Annotated in this window: 14 protein-coding genes; 6 read left to right on the plus strand and 8 right to left on the minus strand. The window is 60.1% G+C overall.

Features of this window, described 5'->3' with window-relative positions:
* Positions 1 to 21: 21 nt before the first annotated feature.
* The 6 genes from BW33_RS21200 to BW33_RS21225 form a co-directional block, all read right to left on the minus strand.
* Positions 22 to 837 (minus strand): energy transducer TonB, encoded by an 816-nt coding sequence (locus BW33_RS21200; RefSeq protein ID WP_047600997.1) that lies wholly within the window; start codon positions 835 to 837, stop codon positions 22 to 24.
* A gap of 274 nt (positions 838 to 1111) precedes the next feature.
* A complete protein-coding gene (locus tag BW33_RS21205; protein WP_047600998.1) occupies positions 1112 to 1447 on the minus strand; it encodes a hypothetical protein in 336 nt (111 codons plus the stop codon).
* Between the two features lie 53 nt (positions 1448 to 1500).
* Positions 1501 to 1824, minus strand: coding sequence for a hypothetical protein (locus BW33_RS21210; RefSeq protein WP_047600999.1), 324 nt, complete (start codon positions 1822 to 1824; stop codon positions 1501 to 1503).
* 162 nt (positions 1825 to 1986) lie between these two features.
* Positions 1987 to 2313: a hypothetical protein gene (locus tag BW33_RS21215; RefSeq protein ID WP_047601000.1), complete on the minus strand. Its 327-nt coding sequence runs from the start codon at positions 2311 to 2313 to the stop codon at positions 1987 to 1989.
* A gap of 189 nt (positions 2314 to 2502) precedes the next feature.
* Positions 2503 to 3846: an aryl-sulfate sulfotransferase gene (locus tag BW33_RS21220; RefSeq protein WP_047601001.1), complete on the minus strand. Its 1344-nt coding sequence runs from the start codon at positions 3844 to 3846 to the stop codon at positions 2503 to 2505.
* A 23-nt stretch (positions 3847 to 3869) separates the two neighbouring features.
* Positions 3870 to 6230: a TonB-dependent receptor gene (locus tag BW33_RS21225; protein ID WP_047601002.1), complete on the minus strand. Its 2361-nt coding sequence runs from the start codon at positions 6228 to 6230 to the stop codon at positions 3870 to 3872.
* Positions 6231 to 6395: 165 nt separating this feature from the next.
* Here BW33_RS21225 and BW33_RS21230 point away from each other — a divergent pair, with 165 nt between their 5' ends.
* Both BW33_RS21230 and BW33_RS21235 read left to right on the plus strand, forming a co-directional pair.
* Positions 6396 to 7340 (plus strand): LysR family transcriptional regulator, encoded by a 945-nt coding sequence (locus BW33_RS21230; RefSeq protein WP_047601003.1) that lies wholly within the window; start codon positions 6396 to 6398, stop codon positions 7338 to 7340.
* 215 nt (positions 7341 to 7555) lie between these two features.
* Complete coding sequence (locus BW33_RS21235; protein WP_047601004.1) at positions 7556 to 9172, plus strand: alkaline phosphatase family protein; 1617 nt, start codon at positions 7556 to 7558, stop codon at positions 9170 to 9172.
* Between the two features lie 110 nt (positions 9173 to 9282).
* On the opposite strand, the gene BW33_RS21240 is transcribed toward BW33_RS21235, so the two are convergent.
* Entirely contained in the window at positions 9283 to 10203 is a 921-nt protein-coding gene (locus BW33_RS21240) for a TauD/TfdA dioxygenase family protein (protein WP_047601005.1), read from the minus strand.
* A gap of 181 nt (positions 10204 to 10384) precedes the next feature.
* Here BW33_RS21240 and BW33_RS21245 point away from each other — a divergent pair, with 181 nt between their 5' ends.
* Positions 10385 to 11305, plus strand: a complete 921-nt coding sequence (locus tag BW33_RS21245) for a LysR family transcriptional regulator (RefSeq protein WP_047601007.1) — start codon at positions 10385 to 10387, stop codon at positions 11303 to 11305.
* An 85-nt stretch (positions 11306 to 11390) separates the two neighbouring features.
* On the opposite strand, the gene BW33_RS21250 is transcribed toward BW33_RS21245, so the two are convergent.
* On the minus strand, positions 11391 to 12404 hold the full coding sequence (locus tag BW33_RS21250) for an ABC transporter substrate-binding protein (protein ID WP_047601008.1): 1014 nt from the start codon (positions 12402 to 12404) through the stop codon (positions 11391 to 11393).
* Positions 12405 to 12801: 397 nt separating this feature from the next.
* Between BW33_RS21250 and BW33_RS21255 the strand changes: the two genes are divergently transcribed.
* Genes BW33_RS21255 through BW33_RS21265 form a run of 3 tightly spaced genes read left to right on the plus strand, consistent with a single transcriptional unit; the run spans position 12802 to position 16836 of the window.
* Positions 12802 to 14400, plus strand: a complete 1599-nt coding sequence (locus tag BW33_RS21255; protein WP_047601010.1) for an ABC transporter permease — start codon at positions 12802 to 12804, stop codon at positions 14398 to 14400.
* The gene (locus BW33_RS21260) at positions 14397 to 15212 is read left to right on the plus strand and encodes an ABC transporter ATP-binding protein (protein WP_047601012.1); all 816 of its coding nucleotides are present in this window, start codon (positions 14397 to 14399) and stop codon (positions 15210 to 15212) included. Before BW33_RS21255 ends, BW33_RS21260 begins: the two co-directional genes overlap by 4 nt.
* Positions 15213 to 15225: 13 nt before the next feature.
* A complete protein-coding gene (locus tag BW33_RS21265) occupies positions 15226 to 16836 on the plus strand; it encodes an arylsulfatase (protein WP_047601014.1) in 1611 nt (536 codons plus the stop codon).
* The last annotated feature ends 60 nt before the right edge of the window (positions 16837 to 16896 follow it).

A 16896-nucleotide genomic window follows, 5' to 3' on the forward strand; every position in this document is an offset into this window, starting at 1 on the left:
TTAGCGCGAATAGGTTTCGGTTTAATGAATCTTGAAATCGATGGGCACGCTGACCCAGCCGTCCTGGGCGACATCACCCTGCTTGGCCGGCACAAAGCTCCACTGCTTGACCGCGCTTAGCGCCGCATCGTCGAGTTGCTGCCGACCGCTGCTTTTCTGAATCTGAATTTCACCGGGTTTGCCGTTGGCCAATACGTGCACCCTTAACATCACCGTGCCTTCCCAGCCGCGACGCTGGGCCAGCGATGGATATTCCGGCGCCGGGTTCTTCAGGTACGCCGCGTTGGCCGAGGCCGGTGTCACTGGCGCGGGAGCCGGTGGCGCGGGCGGTGCCGGAGCGGCGACCGGAGCGGCCGGTTGTGGCGGCGCCGGAGGCTGTTCGACTGCTTTGGGGGCCGGTTTCGGCACCGGTTTGGCCACGGGTTTCGGCTTGGGCTTGGGAATCGGTTTGGGTGGCGGCGGCTTCACCGCCAACTCGTCTTCAACCGGCGGCGGTGGCTCAACGACCGGTGCCGGTGGCGGCGGTTCGACCACTGGCGGCGCGGGTGGCGCCGGCCGCGAAAACTCGATGGTCATCGGTGGAATTTCCGGCGGCACGATCGGCAGCGCTGGCGTCGGATGCTGGTTGATCCAGTAGATCACCGCGCCGTGCACCAGCAGCGCCAGCACACCGAGCAGAATGGTTTCACGGCGGCGCAGAATGCCCTTGGGCGCACGCTGCAAACGCAGCTGCCCCAGCGGCACACGATGCGGCCGGCCGAGATCGACCAGTTCGCCACTTGGCGTCTGACGCCACAGCAATTCCTGTGCGCTGGCGGCGGTCTGGACATTGCCCATTGATTCACTCCCTGCGGTCTCTTTGCGAAGTACCCGACCGGTCGCCGCAAACATCCCCCGGGCGACCGGTCGTTGGGTGAATCATTGGAGCAATCGCTTATCTCCGAAAGTAACTTTTATCGATGTGGTTAGATTTTTTATGCATATAAGATTCAGCCGATTCCCGCCAGGCCACGCCCTGTAAGGGCTTGCGCCGCAACGAAAATTTACAATGCTTTTGAAGCATGAAAAATATTCGGCGAAGGCATGCGAAACCCGTTCATTTCGCGCTTCTTCAGCGGTTTTGCCGGATGAATTCCAGGCCGTTCAACCCGATGTTGCCCATCATGTCCGCCGCGCTGCCCAGTGCCCGCAAGCGTGTGTAGGCCTGATCGGGTGAGAACATCACCCAGGCTTGCACCATGCCGTCGTCCAGCAGCGTATTGAAAGAGATGGCGACAGGGCCTGTTGAAAAACCATGCCTGAAATGAAAATTGCCAAATTCGATCGGGTACTTGATGCCGGACAGTGACAGGGTGCCGGTGAAACTGCCGGAGCGATCATCGCCCTCGACGAGGGTCAAGGTTGTATCTGAAGGTTCATGACGATAAACGCCGTTGATCGTGAACATGTGCAGCATCCTTGCTTGATGTTTTGAGAGAGAAATCTGGCGCTGACTGCGCCTCATGCGTGGCGAACGAAGTCGCCCGGCAGGCTGCTGACCACGCCGTCATAGGTGACCCGCACACAGTGCCCGCGCAATTCATGGGTGCCGCGACTTGGCGAGAACAGGGTCAGGGCGAAATAACCGTGATCCTGGTTATTGGCAATCAGCGTGACCACGGTGGGCGGCTGGTAGCCGTTGAGGCTGGCATAACGGCCATTGACGATGCCGTAGTTGATGCCTTGGTGATGCAACGTGCCGCCGAAGACCCCGGTGCGGTCATCGGAATCGACAATGGTCAGAGAGGGGCCGTCGAGTGTGTTGGAATAAAGTGCGTTTTGCATGTAAGCGTCCTGATCGAATGATTAAGTTCACCGCGAGCTTAGAATCAGACACCCGCAAACGCTGTCATCCACAGGAAGCACAACCAACATGAAAATGACTTATTTCATGTAAGAAAAAACCGCCAGGCTTCATTAGCATGGCGGTTTTTTTGCGACACACAATTACTGTTTAACAAACTCCCCAGCCAGGCTAACAACATCACCATCAAAGTTATTGCGCGAACCCGCCGCACGAACTTTCGAATAGTTGTGATCCGGCGAGAACAATGTCCAGGCCTGATAGCCTGTACCCTCATTCAACGCCGAGATCGTGATGATCGTCGGCTGCCCGGTACTGTTCTGGAAATGGTAATGCCCGTAAGCGATGTCGTAGTTCACGCCGTTCTGGCTCAACTTGCCGCTGAAGGTGCCGTTGGAGTCGTTGCCGTCGGTAATCGTCAGTTTGGCGCCAGCGTTAGCGTTTACATAAGTTCCATTAATGCTCGACATAACGTGATTTCCTTTATCGTTGGATAAGTGTCTTCCGCTGAGAGCAAGTTTCCTCCTGGAAACTCACGACACTCAGGATGGTTGGCCATTCACTTATTGTCCACGCGACTTTTCAACGAAATTGCAATAAGCACTATTCAAACCGCACATATCTTATTGCCATTCCTTCGAGCATTAATTCCGTTTCAACTAACGACTGGCGCTGGTCTGCTGCGTCGCCGAGGTCGGGGCAATCACGGCCGTTTCCGAGCGCGGCGTACCCTTCGGCACCCAGTCGTAACTAACGGGCAACGCCCGATAGACCCAGTTGCTGATTGCGTCGCTGCCCGGTGCTTTACCCAGATATGGGCTGACGTATTCCCAGACGTTTTCGCCGCTGGTCGTGACCTGGAAAAACCGCCCGTTCATGCCTTCGTCGATCAGCGTATTGCCGTTGGGCAAACGTCGCGCGCTGCTGATGAACGAGCTATAGAACGCCCACCCCGGCTGCTTCGAATTCGCCGCGCTGTACTGCCAGACGATTTCATTTTTCTGCGGGTCGATTTCCAGCACTCGCGAGCCGGAAATAAGCCCGAGGGTGACATTCGGATACCCCGCCGAACCCTGGTTGTCGAACACCAGCAGGTTGCCCGCACCGGGCAGCCCGGCAGGGATGATGTGCGCGTCGTGCTGGCCGACAAATTGATCCACCGGGCGTGGCAGTTTCTGCGCGGTTTTCGGGTTGATCAGCGGCAGGTTCGGGCCGAGGCGCCAGACCACCTTGCCGCTGTGTTTGTCGATGATCGCGATGAAGTTGGCGTTGCGTGAATCGAGCAACAGGTTGTCAGGATTGAAGCGTTTGTCCCCGGCATCGAACCACTTGTTCGGCCCGACCACGCTCAGGTTGTTGATGTGCAAATAGTCCGGGTTGTCGCTGGCGCGCACCAGTTTCAATTGTTCCGGGGTGAAGCCGAATTCGTTCAGGTGTTCCGAGGCCAGCCACTGCCATTTCACCTGCCCGTCGGGGCTGACTTCATAGATCGCATCGTCGATCACCTCGGGCACTTTGAAGCCTTTGACCGGGTGTACCTTGTTCGCCAGTACCACGGTGTTGCCGTTGCTCAGGCGTCGCTGATCATGGTGTTGCTGCGCTGCGCCGCCGGGCGCCTTGTCGCCCCACTGCCAGACAACCTTGCCGTTCCAGTCCAGCTCGCCGACACTCTGATTGCCCAGACCGTTGCCGGCGGAGCCGAGCTTGCCCGGATCCTTGTCACTCAGTTGCAACAGCACATGCCCGCGCTCGCCGCCGACCAGTTGCGGGTCGATGATCGCCGACGGGAAACCCGCCTGCGGCCAGGTTTTCACCTCGTTGCCGTCCATGTCGATCAGGTGCGTCTGCTTGTCGGCACCACTGAAAATCACGTATTGGTTGAACGCCTTGTCCGGGTCGTAACGGGTGACGCCGGTCGGGTACACGCTGGGGGCGGCGAACGCCCCGCTGCTTGACACTGCGCCGGATAACAACAGCGCTAAAGCGGTTTTGCCTGGCAACATGATGCAGCTCCTTGAATGACAGATCAGAAGTCATAGCGACCGGTAACGCCGAGGGTGCGCGGCGTACCGAGCAGGCCTTCATAACCGCCGTTGCCGCCGGTCCACAGGGTCGTGTAGTAGGTCTTGTCGAAGGCGTTTTTCAGCCACAGCGAAACGTCCCACTGGCCCTGATTGAAATCGCCGCGCAGACCGGTGGACAGGTTGACCACCGCGTAGCTCGGGATCTGCCCGTAGTCGGAATCCTCGACTGTACCCACCGCTTTCGAGCGGAACGCGTAGCTGGCGGTGATGTAGGGTTCGAAGCCGTTGGCCAGATTCCATTTGTACTCGCCGTTGGCGTTGCCGATCCATTTCGACGCGCCAACCACTTGATGGCCGCTGAGGTCGCAGGACGTCGGTGCGCCCGGTGCCTGACTGACTTCCGGCGGGCACGGTGCATCCTTGTACGAGAGGTAGCTGACGTCGTTGTAAGAGCCGTTGAAGTTCAGCGTCAGGCCGCGCAACGGAATCACCGTGCTTTCAAACTCGACGCCACGTGAGCGCACCGAACCGGCGTTGGTCAGGTATTGCACACGGTTGACGTCGTCGTAGGCGTTGGTCTGATAGGCGTTGACCTGAGTCCAGAATACGTTGGCGTTGAGCTGCAGACGCCGGTCCCACAGGGTGCTTTTGAAGCCGAGTTCGGCGTTGTTGGCACGCTCGGTACCGATCAGCAGCGAGTCGGCGCCGGCGGTTGGCGCAGACCCCACCGCAAGGTTCACCCCGCCGGACTTTTCACCGTGGGACAGCGTGGCGTAACCGAGCAGATCATCGGTGATGCGGTAGCTGAGGTTGAGCAACCCGGACGGGCTGGAGCTGTACTGATTCAGATCGCCAGAGTCATAGGCGCCAGCGCGACCGCGACGTGCCGTAGCCGCTGCACCGGTGACAGTGGCACCACCGACCGGAGCATCGCGAGTGACCCAGGCGTTCTTCTCTTCATAGGTGCCACGCACCCCGGCGGTGAAGTCCAGACGCTCGGTGAGGTGCCAGGTGCCTTGGGCGAACAGCGCGAAGCTGTCGGTCTTGATGTGGCCGTTGCCGACGCTGCCGACGTTGGCCAGCGCGCCGCGTGGCGTGCCGTTCCAGATGTCGGCCTGCGGGCCGTAATAGGCGAAGGATTTGTTGTCCAGATCCGAGCCGAAGTAGTACGCGCCCACCACGTAATCGAAGAACTCGCCCTTGGGCGAGGCCAGGCGAAATTCCTGCGAGTACTGTTTGTCTTCGACCGAAACCCCGGCATTGTAGGTCGCCGCGACGTTGAGACCATCATCGTTGGCCGGAGTGAAATTCCAGAAGCGATAGGAGCTGATCGAGGTCAGGGTGAAATCGCTCGGCAGCGTCCAGTTGGCCTCCACCGACGTGCCGCCCTGATGCACGGTGACGTGCTGATCGTTGTCCAGATTGACCTTGCGGTGCGAGCCGTTGACCAGCGTCGCACCTGCGGCATTGGCCCGCGATTGATAAAGATTGACGCCGTTGATGGTCGGCCCGGTGTTGTACAGCACGCGGGTGCCGGCGCTGGAGTCCTCTTCGTTGTAATCGCCGATCCAGCGCAGATTGAAATCTTCGTTGGGCTTGAACAGCAACTGCGCACGGAAGCCATCGCGCGAGCCACCGTTCAGGTCATGGCCGTTGTATTCGTTCTTGATGTCGCCGTCGCTGCGGGTGCGATAGGCCGAAAAACGTCCGGCCAGTTCATCGTTGATCGGCCCGGAAATAGTGCCCTTGGTCTGGAAGTAGCTGTCCTCGCCGAACGAGGTTTCGATGCTGCGCTCAGGGGTAAAGGTCGGCGCGCGGGTACTGATGTTGATCACCCCGGCGGTGGTGTTCTTGCCGAACAGCGTGCCCTGTGGCCCGCGCAGGACTTCGAGCTGTTCGATGTCCATCAGGTCGAACACCGCCATCCCCGGACGGCCCAGATACACGTTGTCGATGTACAGACCGACACTGCCTTCCAGACCGTCGCTGGCCGGATTGTTGCCCAGGCCGCGAATCGACACGCTGGACTGGCGCGCATGCATGTAGGCGACATTGACGCTCGGCACCAGTTGCTGCAAATCCTGAATCCGGTAGACCCGCTGCGTCTCCAGAGTCTGGCCGCTGACCACGCTCATCGGCGTCGGCACGTCTTGCGAACTTTCTTCGCGACGGCGGGTGGTGACGGTCACGGTTTCCAGCTGCGAGCTATTGGCCGCAGCCTTGCCGGCGGGAGCCGGCGGCGGGGTTTCAGAGTCAGCGGCGTAGGTGTGAGTCCAACTGGCACTCCCCGCCAGCAACAGGGCCAGAGGCAGGCGTTTGAGCCGTCGTGGCGTTAAGGGTGACGCAAGGTTCAACGGGCTCATGGCGCGGCTCCTGGTCAAAAAACACGCAGACATCTTCAATGCTGCATATTCTTTTAAGTTATTTATTTATGTTTTTACAAAGATTTACTGCATAAGAGATTGCCTTTATAAGGAGTCGACCTAATGCATATCCAATGCATTTCCCGGATATTTTTTATGTGAAAAATGCATATCGACCTGCGCCAGCTTCGACACTTCATTGCCCTCGCCGAACAACGCAGTTTCGTCGCCGGCGCGCAGGTGGTGAACCTGTCGCAGTCGGCGTTCAGCCGCAGCATTCAGGCACTTGAACACAGCGTCGGCTGTCAGTTGGTCGATCGCGGGCGCAAGGACCTGCCGCCGACCAAACAGGGTCAGGTGCTGCTCGAACATGCGCGGCGACTGGTCAGCGGCGCGCAGCAGATGGCCAACGAGATCAGCCAGTTCAATGGTCTGGAAGCGGGCGAGCTGCGTTTCGGTTGTGGCCCGGCACCAGCGGCGGGATTGATCCCGCGCGCGATCGGCGCGTTCATCGGCCGTTACCCGAAAGCGCGGGTGCAATTTCAGGTCGATGACTGGCAAAGCCTGAGCAAACGCCTGCTCAGTGAGGAGTTCGAATTCTTCGTCGCCGACACTCGACACTTCGAGGCCGATCCGGATTACCTGACGTACCGCTTGCGGCCGCGCAAATGGCATTTCTGCTGTCGTGCCGGGCATCCGTTGGCGGCATTTGAACGGGTCTCGGCCGAGCAACTGATGAGTTATCCACTGGCGGTGAGCATTCGTCCGCCGAACCTGCGCAAGGTCATCGTCGACCTCAGCGGCCGCCCGGATTTCACCCCCAATGTCGAATGCGAAAACAGCTCAAGCCTGCTCAGCGTGGTGCTGCGCTCGGATGCCATCGGCATCGTCGGCGCGTATTCCGATGCACTGCATCAGGCCAAGGGTGAGCTGGCGTGTTTGCGGATCGAGGGCTTGGCGGATGATCTGGAGGAGCTGTACACGCGCTACGGGATTGTCAGTCGGGCGGGCTATCGGTTGTCGCCGCTGGCCGAGGCGATGATTGAGCAGATCAAGGCGATTGATGCGGTGGATGACGAGGTGTGTTCGCTGGAAAATTTTGCCGTCTGACAGCACGCCTTCGCGAGCAGGCTCGCTCCCACAGAGTTAGCGTCGATCACAAATTCTGCACTCACCACCATCCATTGTGGGAGCGAGCCTGCTCGCGAAGAGGCCGTTACAGGCGCCAATGCAATCCCTGCATAAAATCCATTCCCCAAATGCACTTGCCGAACACCCCCGCCGAAAGCGACAACCCTCGCCTGTCTTTCTGACCGGTGAACCCCATGTCCAACCCGCAAAACCCCGTGCGCAATGTGCTGTACATCATGTGCGATCAACTGCGCCGCGATTACCTGTCCTGCTATGGCCATCCGCATCTGCACACGCCGAACATCGATCGCCTGGCCGCCGCCGGCGTGCGCTTCAGCCGCGCCTACACCCAGGGCACGATTTGCGGGCCGTCGCGGATGTCGGCCTACACCGGGCGCTACGTCAGCAGCCATCAGGTCGCATGGAACGCCGTGCCGTTGCCGCTGGAAGAACTGACGATCGGTGATTACTTGCGCCCCCACGGCATCCGCACCGCGCTGGTCGGCAAGACCCACGCCACGGCCAACGTCGATGCCTTGCAACGACTGGCGATCAACCCGGACAGCACGCAGGCCGAGGTGCTCAACGAGGTCGGCTTCGAACCGTATTTTCGCCACGACGGGATCTTCCCCGACGACCCACTGTTCGACGACAAACGCGAATCCGCACCCTACACCCATTACCTGCGCGAGCAGGGCTTCGACGGGCGCAACCCTTGGCACGACTGGGCCAACGCCGCCGAAGGCGAGAACGGCGAAATACTCAGCGGCTGGCAGATGCGTCATGCGCATTTGCCAGCACGAATTCCCGAGCAGTTCTCAGAGACTGTCTACACTACAGATCGAGCCATCGACTTCATCACCGAGCAAGGTGAGAAATCCTGGTGTTTACACCTTTCCTACATCAAACCGCACTGGCCCTATATCGTATCGGCGCCATACCACGCCTTGTACAGTACGAAATCGATTCTCGAAGCGATCCGCGCGACGCCCTCCGAAGCCAGCAAACACCCCGTATACACAGCGTTTCGCCAGCACGAGGAAAGCCTCAACTTCTCCCGTGATTCAGTACGATTGAATGTAATCCCCACCTACATGGGCCTGATCAAGCAGGTGGATGATCAACTCGGGCGGCTGTTCGATTTTCTGCAGAGCAACGGACGTTGGGATGACACCTTGATTGTGTTCACCAGCGATCACGGCGACTTTCTCGGCGATCACTGGCTGGGCGAGAAGGAGTTTCTGCTGGAGCAAGCGGTGGGGGTGCCATTGATCGTGCGCGACCCGCGCGCGGTGGCGGACATCACTCGGGGCACGGTGGACGAGCGGTTGGCGGAAACCATTGATGCATTGCCGACGTTTCTGCAGGCGCTGGGCCTGCCGGGCGCCGAGCATCGGCTGGAAGGACGCTCGCTGATCCCGCTGTTGCACGGCGAAAATCCCGACTGGCGCCGCTACGCCATCAGCGAATACGACTACGCCTTTCAGGCCCCGGCCCGCGAGCGTCTGGGTCAGCCGATCGACCGTTGCCGGATGACCATGGTGCGCAGCGAGCGCTGGAAATACCTGGCGTACGACGGCTTCCGGCCGCAGCTGTTTGACCTGTTGAATGATCCGCAGGAGCTGCGTGATTTGGGTGAGGACCCGGCATACGCGGCGGTGCGCGAGGAGCATGCGGGGTATCTGTTTGAATGGGTGCGCAGCTTGAAGCGGCGCACCACGATCAGTCATCAGGAGATTGATTTGCGCGGGCAGCGGTTTCGCTATGGCGAGCCGCAGACCGAGAAAGTCGTGCAGATTGGAGTTTGGTGAATTAAAAGCTTCGCGAGCAGGCTCGCTCCCACAGGGCCATATGTTGTTCACATCCACTGTGTTCAACACATTTCCACTGTGGGAGCGAGCCTGCTCGCGAAAGGGCCCGATCAAACGCCGCCGATATCAAGCCCTTTGATGGTTTGACTACTCTGCCCCGAAACCCCAACCGGCACTTCACCCTTAAGCGTCACCCGCCGCACGATGCGCTCCTGAGTACCGTAATCATCAATCGCATAATGCTGAGTCGAACGGTTATCCCAGATCGCGACATCGCCAGCCTTCCAGCGCCAGCGCACGGTGTTTTCCTGACGGATTACATGGCTCTGCAACAGGCCGAACAGGTGCGCCGAATCGGCTTGCGAATAACCCTTGATGCGTTTGACGAAGTGCCCCAGCAACAAGCTTTTCTCGCCGCTGATCGGGTGCACGCGGACCACCGGGTGCTCGGTCTCGTAGACGGTCGAGGTGAAGATCTTGCGATAGCGTTCAAGCTTCTCCGGCGACACGTCTGGCTTGGCACTGGCGTAGTCGTATTCGTTGCTGTGCACGGCGACCAGTTTGTCCGCCAACTCGCGCAGCTCGCTCGGCAGTTCGTTGTAGGCGGTCGCGGTGTTGGCCCACAGGGTGTCGCCACCGAAGGCCGGGGCCACCACCGAGCGCAGGATCGAGGCTTTCGGATAGGCCTCGACGAAGGTCACGTCGGTGTGCCAGGAGTTGGCGCGCTGGCCCTCGGCCCCGTCCAGTTCCAGCAGATACCGCGTGCCCTCACGCACCGGTACGGTCGGATGCGCCACAGGTTCGCCGAGCAGATGGGCGAAGGCTTCCTGGCGCTGATCGTCGAGCTGGGTCTGCTCGCGGAAGAACACCACCTTGTACTGGATCAGCGCCTGCTGAATGGCTTCGACGGTAGCGGCGTCCAGTTCCCCGGACAGGTGCACGCCACGAATCTCGGCGCCGATTCGGCCGGCCACCGGATGGATTTCCAGCGCATGGACAGCAGGTTTTACAGCGAGTGCGGCATTGCTCATGGGTAGACCCTCATCGACTGCTTGCGGTTGGGCGGCAGCGAAACATCGCTCTATCTATATTCCATTTACATCTAATAGATATTCACATGCTTCGTTGACGGAATAAGAGCTTGCATTTAAAACCTCAAGCAACCCTCGTCGCAAATGCCTTCGAGCTATTTTTAGGATGCCGGAAAAGCATATGGATCTTCGCCAGTTGCGCTACTTCATCGCCCTCAACGAACACCGCAGTTTTGTCCGTGCGGCGGACGCGATGGGCATCACTCAACCGGCGTTCAGCCGCAGCATTCAAGGGCTGGAGCAGGAGTTCGGCTGCGTGCTTGTGGATCGCGGCAACAAGGATCTGCGCCCGACGCCCGAAGGCCAGGTGGTGCTGCAACACGCCCTGACCCTGGTGCAAGGCGCGGCGCTGCTCAGTGCCGAGGTGACGCAGATGACCAAGCTCGATGCTGGGGAACTGCACTTCGGCTGCGGCCCGGCCCCGGCGGTGAAACTGGTGCCGGATGCGGTGGCGCAATTCATCAACGCGCACCCGAAAGTGCGCACCTGTTTTCAGGTGGATAACTGGGAGAAACTCAGCCGCGCGCTGAGCCGCGAAGAGATCGAATTCTTCATCGCCGACATCCGTCATTTTGAGGCCGATCCGAATTTTCAGACCCAGGCCCTGACGCCCAAGCGCGGGGTGTTTTTCTGCCGTCCCGGGCACCCACTGCTGGCCAAGGAAAGCCTGTCGACCAACGACATGTTCGACTACCCGCTGGCGACCACGCTGATCCCGCCGGGAATTCGCAAACTGCTGGCGAACCTCAGCGGCCGGATCGATTTTTCGCCAACCATCGAGACCGAGCATTTCCCGGCGCTGGTAAAAGTGGTGTTGCAATCGAATGCCATCGGCATCGGTACGGAAGAGGCGTTTTACGAGGACATTGCTCAGGGTTCGCTGGCGCTGCTGCACTGGCGCAACCTGCCGCAGAATCTGGATAGCATGAACGCACGCTGCGGGATTGTCAGTCGTACCGGGTTTCGCTTGTCACCGGCAGCAAGAGCGATGATCGAGACGTTGGTGACTGTGGATAAACAGTCAATCAGCGTCGCTGTTTGAAGATCAAAGGATCGCAGCCTTCGGCAGCTCCTAGAAGAGAACGTATTCTCCTGCAGGAGCTGCCGAAGGCTGCGATCTTTTGCTTTTAAAGCTTGGCCGCCGCCAGTTCAGGCGCCACCCAATCACTGACCTTGAACGGCTTGCGAATCAACTTCTGTTGCGCCGCCAGATCCACCGAGTCCTGTAACTTGCCGAGGAACACCGGGTCCAGCGTCGACGGGAACACCTCGCTGAGTTTCTGATCCTGCAGGTCCTGGGTCAGGATCACCGGTGGATAACTCGCCAGCCTCGACACCAGTTGCACGTAAGCGTCCTTGTTGCTGTCCTGAGTCAGCCACTCCACCGCCTGCTGCTGCGCCTTGAGCAGTTTGGCCACGACCTCCGGGTGCCCGTCGACAAACTTGCCGGTGCCGACCAGCACCGACTGCACGCTACCGGCGCCGCCCAGATCCTTGGTGTTCAGCGGCAACTCAGCCAGCCCCTTGGCTTGCAGCGCCGTCAGCCCTGAGCTGCCCCACGACGCGTCGATCTGTTTCGCCGCCAATGCCGCAACCGCCCCGCTGAAGTCGAGATTGATCACCTTCAGATCCTTCTCGCTCAAGCCTTGACTGGCTAACGCCGCATCAAACGACAACTGCGTGGCGGTGCCACGGAAGATCGCCACGCGCTTGCCTTTCAGATCCTGCAAAGTCTTGATCCCCGACCCCGGCACCACGCCTAGATATTGCTTCACCCCACGCGCACTGGCGCTGAGTAGCCGCGTGTCGAGGCCATTGGACTTGCCAATGATCGCCGCCAGGTCGCCCAGATACGCCAGATCGACCTGACCGTTGGCAAACGCCTCATTGATCACCGGCCCGGCGCCCTTGAAGAAGCTCCACTGAATCTTGATGCCCTGATCGGCGAAGGCTTTTTCGAAGATCTGCTGATCACGCAGCACGTCCACTACACCGCCGCCGCTGTGCTGGGTGCCGGCACTCAGGTCAGGCACGGCGATCCTGATTTCCTTGAGCTCGTCGGCCTGCGCGCAAAACGCCAGCAGGCCCGCCAGTGCCGGGATGGCAAACAGACTGAAGACTCGTTTGAAGGGTAGGTTCATGGGTGCGGCTCCTTGATCACGACGGGCGTTGAGGAGCCGAAAGTAGGCCGAAGCGCGACCTTCGCTTAAATACTATAAATGCACATTTTTATAGCTTTTAAAGCTAAGCAAGCAATAACGCGGGCTGCAGCGGTGTATGCATTAACAGCATCGAAAATATTCTTCGAATGCATTGGATGCGCGATGCGCTGGAAGCCTTAAATGGCGCTGCTTATCTCCAAATTCAATATTTTACATATCGCTTATAACAATTTGTTTATAGCTAATACCGCTAGAGATCGCAGCCTTCGGCAGCTCCTACAGGGGCGAATTCACGGACGCGTCTCCCTGTAGGAGCTGCCGAAGGCTGCGATCTTTTGATCTTGCTCCCGATCCAACCCGACAACGGAGGTCACCCATGGCCCGTGATTCCCTGCTCAGCCTGCCGCTGCCCGCGCCGCCCCTGAAAAGTCGACGGGTGTGGCCAAGCCTCAACCACCGTCTGTTGCCGTGGCTGTTGCCGATCAGCCTGTTCGCTCTGTGGTGGCTGGCCGCGCGCAATCAATGGATGAGCGAGCAGATCCTGCCGGCGCCATCGCTGGTGTGGAACAGCGCCATCGAGCTGTCCCAGGGCGAGTTGTGGAGTCATTTGTGGATCAGCCTGCAACGTCTGCTCTGGGGCTTGCTGGCAGGGATCTGCGCCGGTGCGCTGTTGGGTGCCGCGCTGGGCTTCAGCCGGCGTCTCGAACGTCTGGTCTTCCCGACGTTCGCCGGTCTGGCACAGGTACCGACGCTGGCGTGGATTCCGCTGTTCATGGTGTTTTTCGGCATCGGCGAAGTGCTGAAACTGGTGGTGCTGATCAAGGCCATCGTGGTGCCGGTGACCCTGCACACCCTGGTCGGCGTTCGAGATGCGCAACCGAAACTGCGCGAAGCCGCCGCTGTACTGCGCCTGCCGTCGTACTTGCTGATCCGGCGTCTGGTGTTGCCTGCCGCGCTGCCGGCGTTCATGGCCGGCGTGCGTCTGGCCCTGGCCGCTGGCTGGACTTCATTGCTGGCGGTGGAACTGTTGGCCTCCAGCGAAGGCATCGGCTACCTGATGGTCTGGGCACGGCAACTGTTCATGCTCGACATCGTGTTCGTGTGCATCGTAGTCATCGGTGTGCTGGGTGTAGCAATGGATCGCGGCATCGGTTTTCTCGACCGCAAACTGGTGCACTGGCCGCACCCGGCCACTGCGGAAATCCGTCGTGGCCCGCGTTATGAAGGCTGGCAACGCCTGCAACCGTGGCTCTTGCCGCTGAGCCTGATCGGTTTGTGGCAAGTGGCGAGCGATCAGCAGTGGGTCGATGCGAACATTCTGGTCAGCCCGCTGGCGGTGCTGGAAACAACAAAAAACGGTCTGCTCGACGGCACGCTGATCAGCGGCATGGCGTTAAGCCTCGGTCGGACCCTTGGCGGGTTGCTGCTGGGCGGCGGACTCGGTTTCGCCCTCGGCCTGTTGCTGGGTTTGTCGCGCACCAGCGAACGGCTGCTCGGCCCGACCCTCGCTGCCATTCGCCAGATCGCGATTTTCGCCTGGGTGCCGCTGCTCACCGCGTGGTTCGGATTGGGTGAATTGGCGAAGTGGGTATTCGTCGCCCTCGCCGCATTTTTCCCGCTGTTCATCGCCACCCAGCGCAGCGTCGCCAACCTCTCGCCACAACTCAACGAAGCCGCGCAGGTGATGCGTCTGAGCCTCGGCCAGCGCCTGCGTCGTCTAGTGCTGCCGGGTGCGGCGCCGGGGATTTTCGCCGGGCTGCGCCTGAGCCTGATCTACGCCTGGCTCGGCACCATCGGCGCCGAATACTTCATGCCGTCCAACGGTGGCATCGGCAGCCAGATGATCGGCGCCCAACAACTGCTGCGCATGGACCTGATCATGGCCGGGATGCTGCTGGTCGGCCTCACCGGCGCCCTGCTCAACCTCATCGGCCAACGCCTGGAAATTCGCGCCACTCGCTGGAGACACGCATGAACGCACCGATTGTCAGCTTCACCCACGTAGGCAAATCCTTCGACGTCGACGGTTTCGAACTGGAGGCGATTCGCGAATTCAACCTCGACATCGCCGAGGGCGAATTCGTCGCCATCGTCGGCTCCAGCGGTTGCGGCAAATCCACCTTGCTGCGTTTGCTGGTGGGTCTGGATACGCAGTTTCGCGGGCAGATCAGCGTCGATGGCAAAGCCGTCAACGGCATCGGTGGCGAGCGCGGCATCGTGTTTCAGGAGCATCGGCTGTTCCCGTGGCTGACGGTGGCCGACAACATCGGTCTCGGTCTGGTCAACGAACCGCTGAGCGCCGCTGAAAAGCAGCAGCGTATCAACGATTTCATCGACCTGGTCGGCCTGCGCGATTTCACCCGCGCCTATCCGCACCAGCTCTCCGGCGGCATGGCCCAGCGCGTGGCGATTGCCCGTGGACTGGTCGCCAGCCCACGGATTCTGCTGCTCGACGAACCCTTCGGCGCCCTTGATGCGTTGACCCGCCAGCAAATGCAGGACGAGCTGCTGGCGATTCGTGACCGGGCGAAGATCACCACGATCCTCGTCACCCACGACGTCGAAGAAGCGATCTTTCTCGCCGACCGCGTGGTGGTGATGGAGCCGCGTCCGGGACGGATCAAGCAAGTGGTCGACATCGCCTTGCCGCACCCGCGTCAGCGCAGCAGTTTCGATTTCCATCAGTTGCGCGAAGAGCTGCTGCACGAATTGACCAGTGACGACCATTACCAACCGAGCCTGCCGGTACAGATCCGCGATCTGCCGTTGTCGTTCATTGCCTGCTGAGAGGAGTTTTCCGATGCCGCAACGCCCCAACTTTCTGCTGATTCTGGCCGACGATCTCGGCTTCTCCGACATCGGCGCATTCGGTGGCGAAATCGCCACGCCGAACCTCGATGCCCTGGCCAACAACGGCCTGCGCCTGACCGATTTCCACACCGCACCGACCTGCTCGCCAACCCGTTCGATGCTGCTGACCGGCACCGACCACCACATCGCCGGCATCGGCACCATGGCCGAAGCGCTGACCCCGGAGTTGATCGGCAAACCGGGTTACGAGGGCTATCTCAACGACCGCGTTGTGGCCCTGCCCGAGCTGCTGCGCGAGGCCGGTTATCAAACCTTGATGAGCGGCAAATGGCACCTCGGCCTGACCGCTGAACTGGCGCCGCAGGCTCGTGGTTTCGAACGCTCGTTCTCGCTTCTGCCGGGTGCGGCCAACCACTATGGGTTCGAACCGACCTACGATGAACACACCCCTGGCCTGCTGAAATCGACCCCGGCGCTGTATATCGAAGACGACACTTTTGTCGACGAATTGCCCAAGGATTTCTACTCGTCGGATGCCTTCGGCGACAAGCTGCTGCAGTACCTGAAGGAGCGCGACCAGAGCCGGCCATTCTTCGCTTATCTGCCCTTCTCCGCACCGCACTGGCCGTTGCAGGCGCCGGCTGACATTGTCGAAAAATACCGTGGCCGCTATGACGCCGGTCCCGAAGTCTTGCGTCTGGAACGCCTGGAAAAACTCAAGGCGCTGGGGCTGATCGAGCCGGATGTCGAGCCGCATCCACTGATTCAACTGAATGCGCAATGGGCTGCGCTGAGCGCTGAGCAACGACAGATTTCCGCGCGGGCCATGGAGGTCTACGCGGCGATGGTCGAGCGCATGGACTGGAATATCGGCCGGGTGGTCGATTATCTGCGCCAGCAGGGCCAGCTCGATAACACCTTCATCCTGTTCATGTCCGATAACGGTGCCGAAGGCGCGCTGCTGGAAGCGTTCCCCAAGTTCGGCCCGGAACTGCTGACCTACCTCAACCAGCATTACGACAACAGCCTCGACAACATCGGTCGTGCCAATTCCTACGTCTGGTACGGGCCGAGCTGGGCGCAGGTGGCGACCGCGCCGTCACGGCTGTTCAAGGCGTTCACCACCGAAGGCGGGATTCGGGTACCGGCGCTGCTGCACTATCCGCAACTGCCAATCAAAGGGCAGATCAGCCATGGCTTCGGCACGGTGATGGACGTCACCCCGACCATTCTCGATCTGGCGGGCGTACGCCATCCGGGCAAGCAATGGCACGGTAAACCGGTGGCGCCGTTGCGCGGTAAATCATGGTTGGGCTTTTTGTCCGGCGAGACGGCGCAGGTGCACGACGAGCATACCGTCACCGGATGGGAATTGTTTGGTCGCCGGGCAATTCGCCAGGGTTCGTGGAAAGCGGTGTGGATCCCCGGGCCGGTGGGGCCGGCGACGTGGCAGCTTTATGACTTGAGCAGCGATCCGGGGGAGATTCACGATCTGGCGTCGAGTCAGCCGGACAAGCTCAGCACCTTGATCGGGCATTGGCAGAAATATGTGGAGGAGACTGGGGTGATTCTCAGTGCTTCGCCGTTTCAGCCGGATTGATGTTGCCTGATAGATCGCTTTCGCGAGCAGGCTCGCTCCCACAATCCGGATTTGCGAATA

The sequence above is a fragment of the Pseudomonas sp. RIT288 genome (assembly GCF_000631985.1).
GTDB lineage: Bacteria > Pseudomonadota > Gammaproteobacteria > Pseudomonadales > Pseudomonadaceae > Aquipseudomonas.

Bases quoted from the DNA above. Each gene is read 5' to 3' on its own strand.
- BW33_RS21230 (WP_047601003.1), top strand. From the start codon at position 6,396: ATGCATATCGACCTGCGCCAGCTTCGACACTTCATTGCCCTCGCCGAA.
- BW33_RS21225 (WP_047601002.1), bottom strand. From the start codon at position 6,230: ATGAGCCCGTTGAACCTTGCGTCACCCTTAACGCCACGACGGCTCAAA.
- BW33_RS21265 (WP_047601014.1), top strand. From the start codon at position 15,226: ATGCCGCAACGCCCCAACTTTCTGCTGATTCTGGCCGACGATCTCGGC.
- BW33_RS21245 (WP_047601007.1), top strand. From the start codon at position 10,385: ATGGATCTTCGCCAGTTGCGCTACTTCATCGCCCTCAACGAACACCGC.
- BW33_RS21255 (WP_047601010.1), top strand. From the start codon at position 12,802: ATGGCCCGTGATTCCCTGCTCAGCCTGCCGCTGCCCGCGCCGCCCCTG.
- BW33_RS21250 (WP_047601008.1), bottom strand. From the start codon at position 12,404: ATGAACCTACCCTTCAAACGAGTCTTCAGTCTGTTTGCCATCCCGGCA.
- BW33_RS21235 (WP_047601004.1), top strand. From the start codon at position 7,556: ATGTCCAACCCGCAAAACCCCGTGCGCAATGTGCTGTACATCATGTGC.
- BW33_RS21200 (WP_047600997.1), bottom strand. From the start codon at position 837: ATGGGCAATGTCCAGACCGCCGCCAGCGCACAGGAATTGCTGTGGCGT.
- BW33_RS21210 (WP_047600999.1), bottom strand. From the start codon at position 1,824: ATGCAAAACGCACTTTATTCCAACACACTCGACGGCCCCTCTCTGACC.
- BW33_RS21220 (WP_047601001.1), bottom strand. From the start codon at position 3,846: ATGTTGCCAGGCAAAACCGCTTTAGCGCTGTTGTTATCCGGCGCAGTG.
- BW33_RS21260 (WP_047601012.1), top strand. From the start codon at position 14,397: ATGAACGCACCGATTGTCAGCTTCACCCACGTAGGCAAATCCTTCGAC.
- BW33_RS21240 (WP_047601005.1), bottom strand. From the start codon at position 10,203: ATGAGCAATGCCGCACTCGCTGTAAAACCTGCTGTCCATGCGCTGGAA.
- BW33_RS21205 (WP_047600998.1), bottom strand. From the start codon at position 1,447: ATGTTCACGATCAACGGCGTTTATCGTCATGAACCTTCAGATACAACC.
- BW33_RS21215 (WP_047601000.1), bottom strand. From the start codon at position 2,313: ATGTCGAGCATTAATGGAACTTATGTAAACGCTAACGCTGGCGCCAAA.